Annotated in this window: 3 protein-coding genes; 1 reads left to right on the plus strand and 2 read right to left on the minus strand. The window is 69.4% G+C overall.

Translation table 11 applies throughout. The features are described 5' to 3' along the window. The first annotated feature begins 26 nt into the window (after positions 1–26). On the plus strand, positions 27–545 hold the full coding sequence (locus MWU77_RS06710) for a protein tyrosine phosphatase (protein WP_247273239.1): 519 nt from the start codon (positions 27–29) through the stop codon (positions 543–545). Here MWU77_RS06710 and MWU77_RS06715 read toward each other — a convergent pair. Next, positions 516–2,294: a polysaccharide biosynthesis tyrosine autokinase gene (locus MWU77_RS06715; protein WP_247273240.1), complete on the minus strand. Its 1,779-nt coding sequence runs from the start codon at positions 2,292–2,294 to the stop codon at positions 516–518. The genes MWU77_RS06710 and MWU77_RS06715 overlap by 30 nt on opposite strands. After that, positions 2,294–21,034: a non-ribosomal peptide synthetase gene (locus MWU77_RS06720; protein ID WP_308198771.1), complete on the minus strand. Its 18,741-nt coding sequence runs from the start codon at positions 21,032–21,034 to the stop codon at positions 2,294–2,296. Before MWU77_RS06720 ends, MWU77_RS06715 begins: the two co-directional genes overlap by 1 nt. Positions 21,035–21,131: the final 97 nt, after the last annotated feature.

The raw sequence follows: 21,131 nt of genomic DNA on the forward strand, positions 1-21,131 counted from the left end.
CCGGCGGCGTCCCCTACGATCGCCCAATGCGGATCTTCTTTGTGTGCACCGGAAACGTTTGCCGCTCTCCCACCGCTGAACGTCTGACCTCCGCATACGCGGCAGAGGCCGGCCGGGCCGATCTCACCGCGCACAGCGGTGGAACCCGCGCAATGGTCGGGTACGGGATGGAACCCACGGCAGCGCTCGTGCTGCAGCAGCTCGGTGGAGATCCCGAGGGGTTCACCGCGCAGCGCATCACACCGGCGCTCGCGGAAGATTCCGACATGGTCATCACCATGAGCGAACGGCAGCGCAACAAGGTCGTCGAGGTAGCACCGCGCATGATGCGCGTGACGTTCACGCTCAAGGAAGCGGCCCGTCTCATGGAGGCGAGCAGCGCCACCACCGTCGCAGAATTGGCAGCGGCCCGGGCTCAGCACAATGCTGAGCCCGGGCCGGAAGACATCACCGATCCGATGGGCCAGGACGAGGAGACGTTCGTCGCGGTCGGTTCGGAGATTGCCGATCTGTTGCTACCCCTGCTTGCCCGAATCCGGGTCTGATTCGTCGACCGGGCGTCGCGGTGCTTGGATCACCGGTCGCGACGCCTGGTGCTCGGCTGCATGACCGTTGTTGGGTCCGTACCCGTGCACGGCCGAGTACGCCTGCGGCGGGTACTGCTCGTCGCTGTGACGTGCCGGCGCCTGCGGGAACTCGGATACCCGCCACGAGTCGTTGCCGTGGCCGTTGCTGCGCGGATGGTCACCGCCGGTGCGGTACGGCATCGCCTGCGTCGCCTCGGGCGTCGCATGCTGACCCGAATCGGACCCTTCCTGGTGCTGCGGGACTGCACGGCGCGGGGACTGCTCACTCTGACGCTGTGGAACGGGCGGATTCACAACCCGCTGCGCCGCGACCGGTGCCGCCGTCGTCGTCGCACTGACGTCGGCCGGTTTGTCGGTCTCGTAGTAGTACCGGTACTCGTACGAGCCGCCGCGGCCCTTCGCCGGGGTCATGTTGAGGATCGTGCCGAGCACGGTCGCGTTGACCGCACGCAGGTTCCCGACCGCCCGGAAGAGCTGTTCCTTGGTGGTCTTGCCGTGGCGCGCAATGAGCAGAGCGCCGTCGGTGATGGTGCTGAGCACGGCGGCATCGGTGACGGGCAGCAGCGGCGGCGCGTCGATGATGACGTAGTCGAACCGCGACCGCAGGTCGTCGAGCACATCGCGGGCGTGGTCGGAGCCCAGCAGTTCGGACGGGTTCGGCGGCAACGCGCCCGCACCGAGCACCCACAGGCCGTCGTACTTGGTGGTCTGCATGACGTCGGCGATCGAGGCCTGGTTCGCGAGCACCGTCGACAGACCGGCGCCGCTCATCACGCCGAGGTACTTCGACACGCGGGGACGACGCAGGTCGCCCTCGACCAGTGCGACGGTGTGCCCGGCCTCGGTGAGCACCAGCGCAAGGTTGATCGCGGTGGTCGTCTTGCCTTCGGTGGGCAGGGCGCTGGTGACCACGATCGAGCGCGGCGGGTGGTCCACTTCGAGGAACTGCAGGTTGGTGCGCATCTCCCGGTAGGCCTCGGCGTCGCCGCTGTTGGCGTCGACGAACGAGATGGGAGGCGTGTCCTGCCGCGCCTTGTCCATCGGGATCACACCGACCACACCGGCTCCGGCGATCTCCTCGATGGCTTCGCGATCCTTGACGGTGTTGTCGAGGCGGTCGCGCAGCACCGCGAGGGCGATACCGAGCAGCACACCGACGGCCAGGCCGAGCGCGACGTTGCGCATGGTCTTGGGCGTCACCGGCGCAGCCGGGGTCGCAGCGTGGGTTTCCACCACGACACGCGCCGTGGGCGGGCCACCGTTCTCGGGGGTTTCGAGTTCCCGGACCATGGTGACGAACTCGTCGGACATCGCGTTGGCGATGTCGCGAGCCCGCTCGGGCGACGGGTCGGTCACGGCCATGTCGATCAGAACGGTGTCGGGTGCCGACGCCGCGGTGACCTTCGAGGCCAGCTCGTTGGGTGTCATGTCGGTGAATCCGAGCGTGTCGATGGTGCGCTCGGCGAGGTTCGTGCCGGTCAGCAGCTTGGTGTACGACGCGACTCGCTGCTGCGAGAACAGGTTGCCCTGGTAGATCTCCTGCACGGATCCGCCCGACGACGTCGACACGAACATCCGCGTCTTCGCTTCGTACTGCGGAGTGGTGAGCAGTGACGCACCGAGCGCGGCGAGGACCGCGACGACCGTCGTCACGGCGACGATCTTCCACCTCGCCTGCAGAATTCGCAGGTAATCGTGTACTTCCATCAGGGCGTCTCCCTCGTTGCGGTTACTGCGCACCCAGCGGGCACGGTGGGACGGTCGTCACGGTCTGCCAGCGCACTGGCAAGGGCCGGGCCGATCGAACGGACTGCATCCGAACCGGTCAACTCCGAGTGCGTGTACGGCACAGGGTGTTCGACGACGAGACCGCGCACATATCGCTGCCAGGTCGCAGCGAGCTCTGGGTGCCGGTCGAGATCGGGGGTGGCGACGAACAAGTCGATGTCGCCTTCGTAGGTACGTGGTGTGTGGCGCAGCGCGGCGGCTTCGACGGCTTCGGCTGCCGCGTCGACCCGACGGAGCACGTCGCCCGCGAGGTCGTCGGGCAGCGACGCGGTGTCGACGGCGGTGTCCCGCTCGGGGGTGTCGCCGAGCGGAAGGGTTTCCGGTGTCAGGGTGTCGAGCAGTGCAAGCACCCCCACGTGGTCGCCGCTTTCCCGTAGCTGCACAGCGATTTCGTGAGCGATGGTGCCGCCGACCGACCATCCGAGCAGGTGATAGGGACCATCGGGCTGTACTTTACGGATGGCGTCGACATACCGCGCGGCGAATTCCGGAATGCTGTGCGCCATGTCCCCCGATCCGGTGGCCTGCACCCCGTAGAGGGTGCGGCCGTCCAGGTACTCGCCGAGTCCGCGGTAGGTCCACGAGAGCCCACTGATGGGGTGAATGCAGAACAGCGGCGGACGGGCGTCGCCCGCGGCGAGTTCGACGATCGTCGCGAACGGGTCGGGTACGTCGCCGCCGCGCTCGATGAGCCGGGCCAGCTCGTCGACTGTCGTTGCAGTGAAGAGCCATTCGAGTGGAATGTCCCGATCGAGTGCGGTGCGCAGATCACCGGCCAGCGCGACGGCGGTGATGGAACTTCCACCGAGATCGAAGAATCCTCGGTCCGCCGAGACGCTTTCGACGGGCACGTCGAGATGCCGCGCGAAGAGTGCGGCGACGGTCTGCGCGACCGGCCCCACCGGTGCCACGAACTCGGTCGCGGCTGCGTCGGGGCTCGGCAGTGCCGCGCGGTCGATCTTGCCCGACGACGTGAGCGGCATGGCGTCGACGAGGGTGATGGTTGCGGGCCGCAGGTGGCGTGGGAGGTGGGCGGCGACGCGTCGCCGCAGGCTTTCGCTCGTCGCGGTGCCCTGCACGTAGGAGGCGAGGGCGACTTCGCCTGCGATCGGGACGGTGACGGCAGCGTCGACCTGCGGGTCGGCGAGGAGCACGGCGTCGACCTCGGCGGGTTCGACGCGGATGCCGTGGATCTGCACCTGGTCGTCGGCCCGGCCCATGTGTTCCAGTTCGCCGCGGACGATCCGCACGAGATCACCCGTGCGATACAACCGCCCGCCGGGCGCGCCGTACGGATCGGCCACGAATCGTGTTGCGGTATCGGCACTTCGGTTTCGGTATCCTCGCGCGAGGCCGTTGCCGCTCACGTACAGCTCGCCGACCGCGCCGGCGGGCACCGGGTGCAGCCGCGCATCGAGGACGTGCGCGGTCGCACCCGCGACCGGGACTCCGATGCCGGGCTTCTCACCGCCGCGCAGCGGTCCACTCACCGACACGCCGACGGTCAGTTCGGTGGGACCGTATCCGTTGAACAGCCGGTGCCCCGACCACTTCCCGGCGAGCGACGCGGGCAGCGATTCCCCCGCAGCGACCAGGGTCAGCCGTTCCACTTCCGGCGACAGGGTCGCGAGCACGGTGGGCGTGAGGTTGGCGTGAGTGATGCGCTGTTCGACGATCAACTGCTGCAACGGTTCCCCGGCGAAGGTGTGCTCGGGCGCTGTCACCAGCGTGCCCCCGTGCGCGTGCGCGGTGAGCAGTTCGAACACCGCGGCGTCGAAGGTGTGCGACGCCGCCTGCAGCACCCGCACGCCGGGCGCGGCGCCGAGACGTTCGCGCTGCAGGTCGACGAGGGCGGTCAGTCCGCGGTGCGTCACTTCGACGCCCTTCGGGGTGCCCGTCGTCCCGGAGGTGTAGATGACGTAGGCGACGTCGTCGACGCGCACGATCGGTGACGCGGGCACCAGCACGTCGTCGCGGTCGGCGGTGAGGTCGAGCCAGGTGAGATTGCCGGGTCCGTGCTCGCCGACGGTGAGTCCGAGGACGGCGCCGCTGTCGCGCAGGATCGCGTCGATGCGTGCGGCGGGCTGCGCCGGATCCACCGAGACCCACGCGGCACCGCTCTTGGCGACCGCCCACACCGCGAGCGGCCAATGCTGATCGCGCGGCGACGAAATCGCGACGACGTCGCCGGGGCCCACGCCGCGTCGCGCGAGGTCTGCGGCGATCTCGTCGGCGCGGGCGGAGAGGCCCGAGTACGTCCACACCACGTCTCCGCCCTGCACGGCAATCGCGCCGGGGTGCTCGGCGGCGGTGTCGTCGAGCAGGTCGACGAGGGTGCGCATCTCGACGGCGGGTGACGACAACGGTGCGGGTGCAGGGACGTCGAGGTCGCCGACGGGCACCTCCGGACGCTCGACGGCATCGGCGAGCAGCGACACATAGTCCGCGAGCAGAGACTCTGCGGTGGCGGTATCGAAGAGGTCGACGGCGTGCACGAGACGCAGGTCGATGCCGTCGCGATGCCCGCGCTCGACGACCTCGAGCACCAGGTCGAACTGCGCGGGCGGCGCACCGGCCTCGGCCTCGGTGATCTGCAGTCCGGGCAGCTGCGGCAGCGACTCACCGACCACGCCGCGGTGGGTGAGCAGCACCTGGAACAGCGGGTGGTAGGCCCGTTCGCGGGTCGGCGCGACCTTCGCGACCACTTCTTCGAACGGCACGTCGGCGTGGGCGAACCCGCCGAGGTCCACGGATCGCACCTCGCTCAGCAGGGCGTCGAAGGACTGGGCGGGGTCGACGACGGTGCGCAGGGGCACGGTGCCGACGAACATGCCGACGAGACGCTCGAGCCGGCTGTCGCCGCGACCGGCCACGACGGTGCCGACGGTGATGTCGTCACGTCCGCTGCGGCGCGCGAGCAGCGCGACGAGCACAGCGTGGGCCAGCATGAACACCGTCACGTCGTGGCTGCGTGCGCTCTCGCGCACCCGCTGGTGAAGCTCGGCACCCAGGCGCACGACGGTCTGCTCGCCGCGGTGCGTCGGACGCGGGGGCCGCGGCCGGTCGGTGGGTAGCGGTAGCGGGCTGTCGGGGACGCCGTCGAGAGTGGTTGCCCAGTAGTCGAGTTGCCGTGCGGCGAGCGCGCCCGGGTCGGCGGGATCGCCGAGCAGCTCACGTTGCCAGCGGGCGTAGTCGCCGTAGGTGACGGGCAGCTCCGCGAATCGGGGTGCCCCTCCCGCGAGGCGCGCGGTGTAGGCGCGCGACAGATCGTCGAGCAGCGGGCCGACCGAGCCGCCGTCGAACACGATGTGGTGCACCGCGGCAGCGAGGATCCAGCTGCCGGGTTCGACGTCGAGCAGGCGGATCCGCAGCGGCGCCTCGGTGACGAGATCGAACGGCGTCGTGACGGTCTCGGCGATCGCAGCGGCGACATCTGTGGGTGAGAGGTGTTCGAGCACAGGCGGCTCGGCAAGTATCTGACCGGTGTCGAGATGAGCGGTGCGCAGGGGCCGGTGGCGGTCGATCACGTCACCCACCGCCGCAGCCAACGCCTCGATGTCGAGTTCACCGGCGAGCGAGAGGACGACCGGCACGACATACGCAGCGGTGTCGGGTTCGAGACGGTTCAGCAGCCACAGTCGTCGCTGCGCGGGAGCGAGCGGCGCGGGTTCGTCAGCGCTGGATCGTTGCAGCTGGGCCCGGGCATCGTCGGTCCGCTCGCCCCCGATGTCGTGGGCGAGTGCCGCGAGGGTCGGCGCGTGCAGCACCGCGCGCACGGGCACTTCCGTGCCGAACGCGTCGGTCAGGCGCGCGGCGAACCCGACGGCAGACAACGAGTCGCCGCCCGCCGCGAAGAAGCTTCGGTGCGCGGACGGTCGGGTGCCGAGGACGTGTTCGGCGATCGTGACGACGAGCTCCTCGGCGTCGGTGAGCGGGCGATCGTCGATCACGACGTCGTCGAACGGTTGCGCGGCATCGAGTGCTTCGAGCGCCGCGAGGTCGAGTTTGCCGTTGCCGGTCAGCGGTAACGCGTCCACGACACGCACCCGGCCTGGCATGCGCTGCGGCGGCACCACCAGCGACAGCGACGCGTGCACGTCATGCGCGGTCAGTTGGTGACCTGCAACGAACGCCACCAGCGTGCCGCCGAGCGCGAGGACCGCGGCGTGCCGCACGTCGGGCTGTGCGAGCAGCGAGGCTTCGAGTTCGCCGGGTTCGATGCGCACGCCGCGCACCTTGAGTTGCCGGTCGGTGCGGCCGCGGTAGGCGAGTGAGTCGCCGGTGCGGTGCACGAGGTCGCCCGTGCGGTACATGCGGGTGCCGTCCGGCGCTGCGACGAAGCGCTCGGCTGTGAGCGCGGGCGCATCGAGGTAGCCGGCGGCCAATCCTTCACCGGCGAGGTAGAGCTCGCCGACGGCCCCGTCGGGCACCGGCTGCAGGCGGGCGTCGAGGATGTGGGCGACGGTGCCGGGCACCGGTCTTCCGATGCCCGCCGGTGCGTCGCCGGTGATCTCGACGAGGGTCGAGACGATCGTCGCTTCGCTGGGTCCGTATGCGTCGAGCATCGTACGGCCGGCGGCCCACCGCGCGGCCAGCGCGGGCGCGAGCGATTCGCCGCCCGACGCGACCACGCGCAGGTCGGGCAGCTCGTCGGGGTCGAGGGTGCCGAGCACTGTGGGTGTCGACAGGTAGTGAGTGATGTGCTCGTCGACGAGCAGGTGGTGCAGATCGGGTCCTGCATACACGTCCGGAGGCGCAACCACCAGCGTTGCCCCGGTGGTGTGTGCGAGCAACAGCTCGAGCAGCGCTGCGTCGAAGGCCGGTGAATAGCCTTGCAGCACACGATCTCCGGGATTCACCCGGTAGCGGCGCCCGACTTCGGCGGCGAGCGGCCCGAGTCCGCGGTGCGTCACCGCGACACGTTTCGGGGTGCCGGTGGAACCGGACGTCGCAACGACATAGGCGACGTCGGGTGGGCACTGCTCCCCCACACCGGCGGGTTCCATACCGGCGGACGACGTGAACGCCGCACCAGTCTTGGTGACGGCCCACAGCATGCGGATGTAGGCGACGCTGCGGGGCAGGTCGATGTGCACTACCCGGCCCGGCCCGGCACCGGATGCGCGCAGGTCGGCTGCGAGGTCGTCGGATTGTTCGTCGAGTTCGCGGTAGGTGAGCGAGATGCCGTCGCCGCGCAGCGCTTCGCGGTCGGGATGCGCCGCGGCGGTGGCGCGCAGCAGTTCCGGCAGGGTGCGCGCCTGTGCAGGGGCACCGCCGGCGAGAGGTTCGGCCACCGGGGCGAACTCGGCTTCTCCCACCGCGGCGTCAGGTGCGGCGGTGAGTGCGCCCAGGATCGTCACGAATCGCTCGGTGAGTCGCGCGGCGGTGGGCTCGGCGAATCGGGAGGCGTCGAACAACAACGTCCCGGCATAGCCACCGGGCGACACAGCCAGCGAGAACTGCAGATCGAATTTCGGTGTGTCGTCGACGCTTTCCTGGGCTTCGAGCGTCAGCTCACCCACTTGCAGGGGCTCCACGCCGAAGTCCTGCACCGCCAGCGCCACCTGCGGGGTGCCGTGGATGTCGGCGACTACCTGCTCGAACGGCATGGCGGTGTGATCGAAGGCGGCGACGTCGAAGTCGCGTACCTGGGCGAGCAGACCGGCGAACGGCATATCGGCCGAGACGCGCGCCCGCAGCACCAGGGTGTCGAGGAACGGGCCGACGAGGTCTTCGAGCTGCGCCCAGTGGCGTCCACCGGTGACGGCGGCGACCGCGACGTCGTCGTGCGCGCCGAGTCGGGCGAGCAGCACCGACAGCGTGGCGTGCAGCACCATGAATTCGGTGGCGCCGTGTTCATGAGCCAGCTCCGCGACACGGTCGCGCACGTCGGCGGAGATCTCGAAGTCGACGCGTTGCGCGATGCTCTCGGCTCCGGTGTGGTCCGAGGGCAGTTCGGTGACGACGAGACCGTCGAGGGCACGCTCCCAATGCGCCGCATCGACGTCGGCCACACCGCGATTCTGCTCCCACAGTGCGTAGTCGGCGTACTGCAGTGGCAGCGGCGGCCACTGCGGGGCCCTACCTGCGACCCGTGCGAGATAGGCGACGGTGAGGTCGCGGAGCAGCGGGCGCAGCGACGCGCCGTCGGCAATCGAGTGGTCGACGTCGAGGTGCAGCACGTGCAGGTTCTCCGCGACGGGTTCGAGCCGGCTCGACCACCGGCCCCGGCCGGTCACCACCTGCTGCACACCGTCGCCGTCGACCACGTAGTCGGTGCGCAGGATCTCGTGGCGTTGCGTCAGGTCGTCGAGTGCTTCTTCGAGGGCCGACACGTTGAGCGGGCCGCGCAGCCGGACGGTGCTGTGCAGGCGATATGCCTCGGGTGCGAGGGTGCCCAGGCCCCACAGGCGACGCTGGGCGCGGCTGAGCGGGATGCGGTCGGGTCGCGGCGACACCGCGACCGGCCCGTCGTCACGTGTGGGGCCATCGGCGTCGATCACCGCGGCGAGCGCGGCGACGGTCGGATGGGTGAACAGCGTCCGCAGCGACACGCTCACACCGGTCTCGTCGCGCAGACGTCCGACGAGGACGGTCGCGAGCAGCGAGTTGCCGCCGATGCCGAAGAAGTCGTCGCCGCGACCCACCGTGTCACGCTCGAGCAGATCGCTCAGGATCCGTGCCACCGTGATCTCGGTGGGGGTCGCGGGCTCGGCCGACTCCGGCGACGACAACGCGGGCAGCGCCGCGACGTCGAGCTTGCCGTGCGCGGTCAGGGGGATCGCCTCGAGCGGCACGATCACCGTGGGCACGAGATGCGCGGGCAGCACGCTGCGAAGGGCGCCGCGGATCTCGTCGACGTCGACTTCGGCGGGTGTGACGTACGAGGTGAGAATCCCGTTGCACGGCAATGTGACAGAACGGTCGACGCCGCTCAGAGCCGACAGCGCCGCGTCGATCTCGCCGGGTTCGATGCGCACCCCGCGCAGTTTGAACTGACTGTCGCTGCGGCCGTGGAATTCGAGGGTGCCGTCGCGGCGCCACCGCACGAGATCGCCGGTGCGGTAGCGGCGGGTGCCGTCCGGTGCGGCAATGAAGCGTTCGGCGGTGCGGGCCGGGGCTCCTCGGTAGCCGGTGGCGAGACGTCCGCCGCCCACATACAGTTCGCCGATCACGCCGACGGGCACGGGCTGCAGCCGGTCGTCGAGCACCACCACGGACGTCGCGCGCACGGGCGTGCCGATCACGATGTCGTCGCCCGACTGCAGTGGCCGCGAGTTGGTGACGAACATGGTGGTTTCGGCGGGGCCGTAGCTGTTGATCAGGGTGCGTCCCGGCGACCAGCGGTCGACGAGCGCGGACGTGAGCCGGTCGCCGCCGAGCATGAGCACCCGCAGGCGCGGCAGGGCGCGCGGCGGCACGGTCGCGAGGGTGGACGGGGTCATCACCGCGTGGGTGATGGCGTCGCGGTCGAGGAGGTCGCCGAGGGCGGCGCCGCCGTAGCTGTCGGCGCCGGCCACGATCAGCGTCGCACCGGCGATCCCCGCGGTGAGGATTTCGAGCATCGCCGCGTCGAAGCTGGGCGCGGCCACGTGCAGTACCCGGTCGCCGGGCGTGGCAGCGAGATCCTGGGCGATGTCGTCGGCGAAGGCGCTCACACCCCGCTGGGTGATGGTGACGCCCTTGGGGTTTCCGGATGTTCCGGAGGTGAACACGTAGTATGCGGGCGAATCGGGCGCAGGCTCGAACACCGGGGTGGGGTCGTAGTCGGTGCCGTTGTCGACGGGTATCCACGTCACCGCGGTGGGCAGGGTGTCGCTCTCGCCCACTCCGACAGCGACACCGTCGAGCATCGCGGCGAGGCGCGCGGTGGGCTGGGCGGGATCGACGAGCATCGGGGCTGCCCCGGCCCGGACGACGCCCCACACGGCGAGCACTGATTCCAGCGACCGTGGATACGCGCACGCCACCGCATCGCCGGGTCGCACACCCTCGTCCTGCAGGCGTGCAGCGAGATCGTCGGCGTAGAAGACGAGTTCGGGGTAGGTGAGTTCACGGTCGCCGTCGCGCACGGCCAGGTTGTCGCCGCCGAAGTCGGCGCCCGCGGCGAGGCGCTGCCGCAGCGACCTGGTCGAGGCGGCGAAGCGTCCCTCCACGACGGGGGTCTGCCCGTCGATGAGGTCGATGTCGCCGAGGCGGACGTGCGGGTCTCCGGCGGCGGCCCGCAGGATCGCGGTGTATCGGTCTGCGACAGCGGTGATGGTCGCCTCATCGTACAAGTCTGTGCTGTAGAAGAATTCGATCTCGAGTCCGGTGTCGGTCGGGGTTGCGGTGACCTGCAGGTCGAGCTGCGTGTAGCGGGTGTCGATGGGCAGCACCGAGACCTCGACGCCGGGCAGTTCGGCGGTACCGACGGTGGGCCGGCTCAGCGACAGCGACACCTGGAACAGCGGGTGACGCGCCGCGCTGCGCACGGGGTTGAGGTGTTCGACGAGCGTCTCGAACGGCGCATCGGGATGCATGTAGGCGGCGACGTCGCGGCCACGCACCTGCTCGAGGAACTCGGCGAACGTCGCATCGGGGTTCACGTCGGTGCGCAGCACGTGGGTGCCGACGAACATGCCGACGAGGTCGTCGAGTTGCGGTTCACCACGGCCCGAGACGACGGTGCCGATGGGGATGTCGCGTCCGGCGCCGTGTCGTTGCAGCAGGGTCGCGAGTGCGGCGTGCAGCACCATGAACAGCGTCGCGTGTCCGGTGCGGGCGAGATCGTGCAGGCCGTCTACCAGATCGGCGTCGAGCGACACGACATGCGCGGCGCCGCGCCCGGTGGGTTCGGAAGGGCGCGGCCGGTCACCGGGCAGGGTCGTTTCGTCGGGCAGTCCGGCCAGTTCGGTGAGCCAGAACGGGAGCTGGTCTTCGGCGATCGCGCGTTGACGTCGCGCGTAGTCGCTGTACTGCACGGGCAGCGGCGTCCACGCCGGCGACGTTCCCGCGCGGCGGGCTGCGTAGGCGACGGCGATGTCGCGCAGTAGCGGAGTCAGCGACCATCCGTCGGCGGCGATGTGGTGCAGCACCACCACGAGCACGTGTCGCCCGGGTACCGTCCGGTACAGCCGGGTGCGGATCGGCCGGTCGACGGTGAGATCGAAACCGGCAGCCGCGAATTCGGCTGCGGCATCGTCGAGCGCATCAGCCGGGGTCGCGATGGGGTCGGCGGAGACGCGTTCGGCGGGCAGCAGCACCTGTTCGGTCGCCGTGGGGTACACGGTGCGCAGGGTGCGGTGCCGCTCGACGAGATCGCTCAGCGCTGCGGCGAGCGCGTCGACGTCGAGATCACCGTCGAGCTGCACCGCGAACGGAAGGTTGTAGCCGGGCGACGCCGGGTCGAACCGGTTGACGAACCACAAACGCTGCTGCGCTGCCGACAGCGGGGCGGGGCCCTCACCGGCCACCAGTGGCGGACGCGAGCGTCCGGCGCCGGTGCGCTCCGCAACGATCGCGGCGAGTCCCGCGACGGTGCGGGCGTCGAAGATGTCGCGGACGGTGACGTCGACGTCGGTGATGTCGGTGAGTCGGCCAGCGAGGCGGGTGGCGAGCAGCGAGTTACCGCCGAGGTGGAAGAAGTCTTCGGTCGCAGAGATTTTCGCGTTGCCCGCACCGAGGAGATCGAGGACGACCTCGGCAACGAGTTCTTCGACAGGCCCGTGCGGGGCCGCTCCTCCGGCACCGATGACCTCGGGTGCAGGCAGCGCGTCGCGGTCGAGTTTGCCGTTGGCGGTGCGCGGCAGCTCACCGAGCGACACGGCAGCCGCGGGCACGAGGTAGTCGGGCAGGGTGCGGCGCAGTTCGTTCAGCGCAGCGGTGCTGTCGCCGCCCACGAGGTAGGCGACGAGCTTGTCGTCGCGCAGCAGCACCGCGGCCTCGGACACGCCATCGCATGCGAGCAGTGCCGCTTCGATCTCGCCGGGTTCGATGCGGTAGCCGCGCAGTTCGATCTGGTGGTCGGCGCGGCCGAGGTAACGCAGCCCACCTGCGCGATCGCGGCGGGCGAGATCACCGGTTCGGTACCGGCGGGCCCCACCGGGAGCGGCGACGAACCGGGTGGCGGTGAGTCCGGGCCTCCCGCGGTAGCCGCGGGCCAGCTGATCACCGGCAACATACATTTCGCCGATCGCGCCGGGCAACGCATGCCGCAGCGACACGTCGAGGACGTCGACTGCCGTCCCCGCAAGGGGGCTGCCGATTCCCGGTGCTGTGGCTTCCCCCGCGGTGAGGTGCACGGTGGTCTCGGTGATACCGAACATGTTGACCACATGTGCGTGCGGGTGCCGCTGCGCCCACGGCACCACCCGCGCCGGGTCGAGTGCTTCGCCGCCGAAGATCACGAGGCGCAGGCCGGGCAGGGTCACGTCGAGGTCTGCGAGTTGGTAGAAAGCGCGCGGTGTCTGGTTCAGGACCGTGACGCGCTCTCGGCCGAGAAGTTCGGCGAAAGCGGCAGGATCGCGGACCGTGTGGTGATCGATCACGACGAGACGCGCACCCGTGGTGAGCGCTCCCCACATCTCCCACACCGAGAAGTCGAAGGCAGGCGAGTGGAACATCGTCCACACGTCACCGGGGACACAACCGAGATCGAATGTGGTGGCAGCAAGCAGCGTTGCGAGGTTGCGGTGGGTGACGAGCACACCCTTCGGGGTGCCCGTGGAACCGGACGTGTAGATCAGGTAGGCGCCGCTGTCGGTGTGGGTGGACGAGTCGAAATCGGCGCCGTCGTCGATGCCGGCAGCGATCACGGGGTCGTCGATGTGCAATGCGGGCACGGGTGAGTCGAAACCGCTCTGCGCGAGCACAACCGAAGGCGACGCATCTTCGAAGAGGGTCTGCAGACGCGCCGCGGGGTGAGTGACGTCGACGGGCAGGTAGGTCGCCCCGGCCCGGGCGACGGCGAGGAGCGTGACGACGAGATCGAGCGAACGCGGCAACGCCACGGCCACCACGTCGTCGGTGCCGATACCCCGCTCACGCAGCACCGCGGCGAGTCCGCCCGAACGCGACCACAGTTGCCCGTAGCTCAGGGACTGTCCGTCGGCAGACAACGCGACGGCCTCGGCGTCGTCGGCGACGCGAGCGGCAAGGAGATCGATGGGCGAAGCGGCCACCGGGGGAAGCGTGACGCCGACGGGGGTGTGGTCGGCGCCACGCAGTGGAATACCGCCGACGGGCAGAGCCGGGTCTGCGGTAACCGAGTCGAGGATACCCACAAACGATTTCCGCCACTCCACCACGGTGGCCGTGTCGAACATTTCCGCAGGAAAACTGAAGGTTCCGGTGAAACCCGCGGGCGTGCCCGCGTCGGTGCGGTGATCGCGAAGGTTCAGCTCGAGGTCCACCCGCGCAGTGCCCGACGGCAACTCGCGCACGGTCGTGCCGGGCACCCTGAAGGTGTCGATGCCGAAACTTTCGTAGGCGAGGATCACCTGGAACACCGGGTGATGCCCGCTCGCGCTCGCGTCCACCGCTGCGACGATCCGGTCGAACGGCACGTCGGCGTGAGCGAACGCATCGAGATCCGCGCGGCGCGCGTCGGCGAGGAGGTCGGTGAAGCTCTCCCACGGCCGCACCGACACACGCAGCGGAACAGTGCCGACGAACATGCCCACCATGTCGTCGAGCCCGGCATCGGTACGTCCCGACACCGGCGTGCCGATGACGATGTCGTCGGTGGCGGCGAGCGACGACAACAGCGTCGCGAATGCGGCGTGCACCACCATGAAGGGGGTGACGTCGTTGGCTCGGGCGAGCTTGTCGATCGCCGCGTGCAATTCGGCGGGCACCGTGAAACCGACCTGCCCTGCCGTGCCGGTGGTGACGTTGCTGCGCGGGCGGTCGGCGGGAAGTTCGAGCAGCGGTGAGGCGCCTGCGAGCGTCCGCTTCCAGTACGCCAGCTGCGTCGCGGCGAGGCTCGCGGGATCGTTCTCGTCGCCGAGAACGGCGGCGTGCCAGCGCGCGTAGTCGCGGTAGGTGACCGGAGAACCGGCGAGGTCGGGGGTCTCGCCGGCTCGACGAGCAGCATATGCGGTCGCGACGTCGCGTCCGAGAGGGAGCAGCGACAATCCGTCGGCTGCGATGTGGTGGAGCACCACAGCGAGTGTGAACCCGTCGCCGGTGCGGTACAGCTTCGCGCGGATCGGCGCGTCGGAGGTGAGATCGTAACGTGTTCGGGCGAACTCGTTCATCCGATCGTCGAGGTCGGCGGGTGCATCGACGGGTGTGAGGTCGAGTTCCACGGTGTCGAGCAGGTGCTGACGCGGCCCGTCACCGCCGTCGGGATAGATGGTGCGCAGTGTCGCGTGCCGGGCGATGACGTCGGAGAACGCGCCGCGCAGCGCGTCGAGGTCGGTGTCTCGCGGAAGGTCGACGGCGAACGCGATGTGGTCGCCGCCGTCCGTCTCGGCGGCCACGTCGAACCGGTTGACGAGCCACATGCGCTGCTGCGCGGGGGCGAGCGGTGCGTCGGTGGTGTCGTCGCTGTGGACGAGCGGGATGGCGGCGACCGCGCCCGGGGAGCCGAGCGCGCGTGCGAGGTCGGCGACGGTGGGGTTCTCGAACACGTCGCGCACACCCACCCGTCGCGCTGCGACCGCACCCAGGCGAGCTGCGAGGGTGGTCGCCAGCAGCGAGTTGCCGCCGATCGCGAAGAAGTCGTCGTCGCCCGACACGGCGGGAGCACCCAGCACATCGCCGACGATCCCCGCGACGAGTTCTTCGGTGACGCTCCGGAACCCGTGGACGGTGGATGCACCGGCCGGTTCGGGCAGTGCGGCACGGTCGATCTTCCCGGTGCTGGTGAGCGGCACCGCATCGAGCACGGTGACGGTGGCGGGCACCATGTGACGCGGCAGGCGCGCGGCGAGCCGCTCGCGGATCTCCCGGCCGTCGAGTTCGGTGTCGGGGCTGTGGACGTAAGCGGCGAGCGCGCCATCGCGGACGAGGGTGACGGCGGTACGCACACCCGGATTGTCTTGCAGCACGGTGTCGATCTCGCCGAGTTCGATGCGGAACCCGCGGATCTTGACCTGATGGTCGGCGCGTCCCACGAATTCGAGGGCGTGGTCGCGAGTCCAGCGCACGAGGTCGCCCGTGCGATACATGCGCCCACCACCGAAAGGGTCGGCGACGAAACGCTCGGCGGTGAGAGCAGGCGCGTCGAGGTAGCCGCGCGCCACGCCCTGCCCCATGAGGTAGAGCTCGCCGGTCACGCCGTCGGGCACCGGCTGCAGTCGGTGATCGAGCACCGCCGCGGTGACACCGACGAGGCCGGTGCCGATGGTGAGCTTGTCGCCGGGCCGCAGCGGGGTGCTGGACGTGGCGATCACCGTGGTCTCGGTGGGCCCGTACACATTCAGCATGGTGCGGCCGGCCGACCACCGCGCTGCCGTGTCCGCAGGCCACATTTCGCCGCCCACCGCGAGGACTTCCAGGTCGTCGAGACCCGCCGCATCCAGCTGGGTGGGCACCGACGGCGTGGTGAACCAGTGCGTGATGCGTTCACGTCGAAGCAGTTCGACCAATTCGGCGCCACCGAACACATCGGGCGGCGCCACCACGAGCGTTCCGCCCGCGGTCAGGGCCATCACCTGTTCGAGGACGGCACCGTCGAAAGCCGGGTTCGCGAAGTGCAATACGCGGGCGCCGTCGTGCAGCGCGAAACGTTCGACGAAAGAGTGTGCGAGCGGCCCGAGTCCGCGCTGCGAAACCGCCACGCCCTTCGGTTTACCCGTCGAGCCCGAGGTGTAAACGAGATAGGCGAGATTGTCGAGATGCACCGGGCGCACGCGGTCGGCGTCAGTGATTTCGCGGGTGTTGCCGTCGAAAATGAACGGCACGATCTCCACACCCACCGGGACGGGCACGTCGGGACCCGCCACGGCGAATTCGACGCCGGAGTCGGTGAGCAGCGCATTGATGCGCGCGGCGGGCTGACCGGGATCGACGGGCACGAACGCCGCGCCGGTCAGTGTCACCGCAGCGGCCGCGATCACCGACGACGCCCCGCGCGGCAACATCACCGCCACACGGTCTTCGGCTCCCACTCCCCTGCCGATCAGCGACCACGCGAGCGGACGCGCGGCAGTCGCGATATGGAGCGGCTCGCCACCCGGCTCGAGCACCCGCGCCGCAGATCGTTCGATGATCTCGGCGAAGGTGGCCTCAGGTCCGGGTTCGGCCACCGTCACCGGTACGGCACCGAGGTCGACGTCTCTCACCGGCGCGGTGGGGTGCTGCGCCACATGTTCGAGCACCACACCCAGTCGCTGCGACCACGTGGCGATGGTGGCGTGGTCGAACAGTTCCGTGTCGTAGACGAGCCGGCCCGTCAAAGACCCATCACGCATGGCACGTATCGAGATCTCGAGGTCGAACCGTGCTTGCGCCGAGCCGATTTCCTGCGGCCTCACCGTAAGACCCGGAAGTTCGAGGTCGGGGACGTCGACGTTGTCGTAGGCGAGCATCACGCTGAACGGACTGAATCCGAGTGCGTCGACGACCTGCTCGAACGGCACGGTGGCGTGCGCGAAGGCGTCGACGTCGGCGCTCCTGGCTGCGGTGAGCAGCGACGTGAACGGCGCGGCGGGATCGACGTCGAGTCGCAATGCGACAGTGCCGACGAACATGCCGACGAGGGCGTCGAGGTCGGGGTGGTCGCGGCCGGCGGTACCCGTGCCGATCGCGATGTCGCGACCCGAAGTCCAGATCGACAACCACACCGCGACCGCGGCGTGCACGGCCATGAACACGGTGGCGTCGTGAGCAGCGGCGATCGCGCGCAGTGCATCGACCTGCTCCGCGGGCACCGTGAACTCCACCGTGGCAGCCGGGCCGAACCCACCGCCCCGCGGCCGGTCGGTGGGCAGCGCTGCCGCGGAGTCGAGCCCACCCAGAGCCGTGTTCCAGTAGGCGAGTTCGCGCCCCGCGGGGCTCGCGGAATCGGCGGTGTCGCCGAGCCGGTCGCGGTGCCAGCGGGCGTAGTCGCGGTACTGCAACGGCAGTGGCTCCCACGCGGGTGCGTTCCCTTCGGCGCGCGCGGCGTACGCGGCAGCGACGTCGCTGGTGAGCGGCACGAACGACGCACCGTCGAGCGCGATGTGGTGCGCGACCACCGCGAGTACGTGCCGACGCTGGTCGATACGCAGCAGCCGGACGCGGAACGGGATATCGACGGCGAGGTCGAACGGCGCTGCCGCCCACTCCGCGATCAGCGACTCGACAGCGTCTTCGTCGGCATCTTCGGGCGTGAAGTCGAGCGCCGACATCGCGCGGTCGAGGTGGCGCGCCTCCTGCACCGGCCCGTCGGAAGTGACCGTGAAAACACTGCGGAGAATGTCGTGGCGCCCGAGCACATCCGAGATCGCGGCCCGCAACGCCTGCACGTCGAGATTGCCGTCCAGGTACAGGGCGAAGGGCAGATGGTAAGCCGCAGGGTCGCGGTGCGCGCGGGCGAGAAGCAGCAGTCGCTGCTGAGCCGGGGCGAGCGGCGCCGGTCCGGTATCGGCCAGCGCGACGGGCGCCGACGCCGAGAGCGGACGCGCTTCGGCGGCAACGGCAAGGCGAGCGACGGTGGGATGCTCGAACACGTCGCGGAGCTGCACGTCGCGGCCGAGCGCAGCGCCGAGGCGCGCGGCGAGCTGTGCGGCCCCGAGCGAATGGCCGCCGAGTTCGAAGAAGTCGGCGTCGCCGCCCACGGTGTCGGCGCCGGTGAGATCGGAGAACAGGCCCGCGACCAGGGTTTCGGTGGGTCCGTTCAGCGGCTTCGAACCTGCGGAAACGGCCGCGGGCTCCGGCAATTCGCGATGGTCGATCTTGCCGCCCGGGGTGAGCGGCAAAACGTCGAGCACAGTGATCGACGTGGGCCGCAGGTAGCCGGGGAGCTGTTCGGCGAGGTGGATGGTGAGGTCTGTGACGAAGGTGCCGTCTGCGACGGCGGGCGTATCGGCGTCCCCCACCACATAGGCCGCAAGGTGCTCACCGCGCACCACCACGGTGGCGGCGCGCACGGCGTCGAACGAGGTGAGTGCCGTTTCGATTTCCCCGAGCTCGATGCGGCGGCCACGGATCTTCACCTGCTGATCCGCGCGACCGAGGAATACGAGCTGACCACCTGAGTGCCAGCGCACCACATCGCCCGTGCGATACATGCGGCCACCGAACGGGGATGCCACGAAGCGCTCGGCGGTGAGTGCGGATGCGCCGAGGTAGCCGCGGGCCACGGCATCTCCCCCGAGATACAGCTCGCCGGACACACCGACGGGCACGGGGTGCAGGCGGGAGTCGAGGACCACGGCGGTCATGCCGTCGATGGGTCGCCCGATGGGGACACCCGAGCCGGGCTCGAGCGGCGCGCTCAGCGTTGCGAGGACGGTGGTTTCGGTCGGCCCGTAGGCGTTGAGCATGGTGCGCCCGGACGACCAGCGGTCGGCCACGGCCTGCGGCACCGATTCGCCACCGGCGTCGAGCATCGTCAGATCGGGCAAGCCGTGCTCCGGGGTGACGGACAGGACCGCGGGTGCGGTGATGGCGTGGGTGACGCGTTCGGTGCGCAGCAGCGTCGCAAGGGCGGGACCACCGACTGCGTCGGGAGGGCAGATCACCACGGTCGCGCCTGCGTCGAAGGCCAGCAGTAGCTCCTGCAGCGATGCGTCGAAGCTGGGTGCGGCAAGGTGCAGCACACGCGAGCCGACGTCGGCGCGGTAGCGGTCGCGCAGGGTGGTCACGAGCGCGGCGATGCCGCGGTGTCCGACGGCGACGGCCTTGGGTGTTCCGGTAGAGCCGGAGGTGTGGATCACCCACGCGGGGTTGTCGAGGTGCAGGGAGCGCAGCCGGTCGTCGTCGGTGAACGCCACCGTCGCATCGTTGTCGCGACCAGGCGTGATGCGTGTGATGTGCGCTGGCAGATGCGGGTGCTCACCCGCGACGGCCACCTGAATGCCGGTGAGGAGTTCCGCGAGACGAACCGCGGGAAGTTCCGGGTCGATCGGGGTGTATGCGGCGCCGGTCTTCGCGACGGCCCACAGCGCGATCACCGAGTCGATCGAGCGTGGAAGCAGCACCGCGACCCGGTCTTCGGGGCCTGCGCCTGCGGCGACAAGACGGTGGGCCAGTTCGTCGGATGCCGCGTCGAGTTCTCGGTAGGTGAGTACTTCGCTGCGGTCGCGCACAGCCACGCGAGACGTCTGGGCGTGTGCGGTCAGCAAGTCAGGCAACAGCGCCGGTGCGGGCGTGCTTCGGCCACGCGCCGGGGTGAACCCATCGAGTTCGGCGGCGGTGGCGAACGGCAGATCGCCCACAGGCGCCGACGGATCGCTGACGAAATGCGAGAGGAAATCGAGGAACCTGCGGTGCAGGAAATCGAGGTAATCCTGCGTGTACAGGTTGGGATTCGCCTCGAAATCGACGCGAAGAGAGCGGCCGGGAATTCCCGCATACACGTTCACCGACAGGTCGTCCACCGGCCCGGTTGATTGCACGTGATAGTCGGCGGGCACGTCTCCGTAGACGATCGACTGGTGGAAATTCATGACGTTGACGACGGGCCCGAAAGCATTACGCGTCTCGGTGTGTTCGCGGCCGAGTGCGCGGAGGTCAGCGAGCATGTCGGCGTAGGAGTATCGCTGGTGGCGTAACGCGCCGTTGAGCTCTACCTGGATATTCCGGATCAGCTCGGTGACCGGTGCGGCCAGGTCGAGGCGCACCCGGAGGGGGACGACGTTCGACACCACACCCGCCGAGCGGCGCAACGCAGCGGTGGTGCGCGCCGATACCGGGAGTGACAACACCACATCGGTGGTGCTCCGAGTGCGCGCCAGGAACGCGGCGAACGCAGCAAGCACGATCGGAACGTCGGTGGCGTTCACTTCCTGCGCACGTGTGGTGATCGCCTCCGCAAGTTCCCGCGAAACTGCAGTCGCGGAGCGGCGGGCAGGCACCATCGGTGGCGCGACGTCGTCGATCAGAGAAAGCGGTTCGGGCAGGTCGGCGAGGCGGTCTGCCCAATGCTCGCGGTCGCCGGCCTGCCGCTTCGATCCGATGTAGGCGGACTCGTATTCGATGATCTTCTCGATCTGCAACGAGGTGACCGGCGGAGTTTCCTCGCCGGCGAGCCACGCGGAATACAGATCCGCGGCGCGACTCAGCAGAATCATCGCGCCGTGACCATCGAGCGCAATGTGGTGGACATAGCTCGACAGGAAATATCGTTCGTCTTCGACGTGCAGCAGCGAACTGGCAATCAGACGGTCTCGAAGTGGATCGAGCGGTTTCGAGAAGCGCGTCGTCATCCAGCGGTGCGCGGCCGCTTCGGGGTCATCGACGCGGCGAAAATCGACATAGGGGACATCGTCGTCATAGTCGACGTCCACGAATTGCTCAGGAATGCCCGCACGCTCGGCGAGAAAAAGAAAACCCGATTCCACGTCGCGCGCGGCCTGGAGCATCGCCTTAGCCACCAGGCTGTGATCGAGACTGCCCCGAAACTCTAGGTACTGGGCAGTAATGAAGGGTACGTCCGGGTTCAATGCCTGCGCGTACCACAGACCCCGCTGACTTGGGGACAGCGGAAGTATTTGCACCACGCTCCCTCGCCTCACCCGACAAAACACATACTCGAGGCACGACAGCTTTGTTGCATCCGCCCCGACAGATCGCGAACAGTGCCTCCCAACACCATTGCCACGATCAACCGCACAAAGTGTATCT

This window comes from Rhodococcus sp. F64268 (assembly GCF_023015605.1).
Taxonomy (GTDB): domain Bacteria; phylum Actinomycetota; class Actinomycetes; order Mycobacteriales; family Mycobacteriaceae; genus Rhodococcus.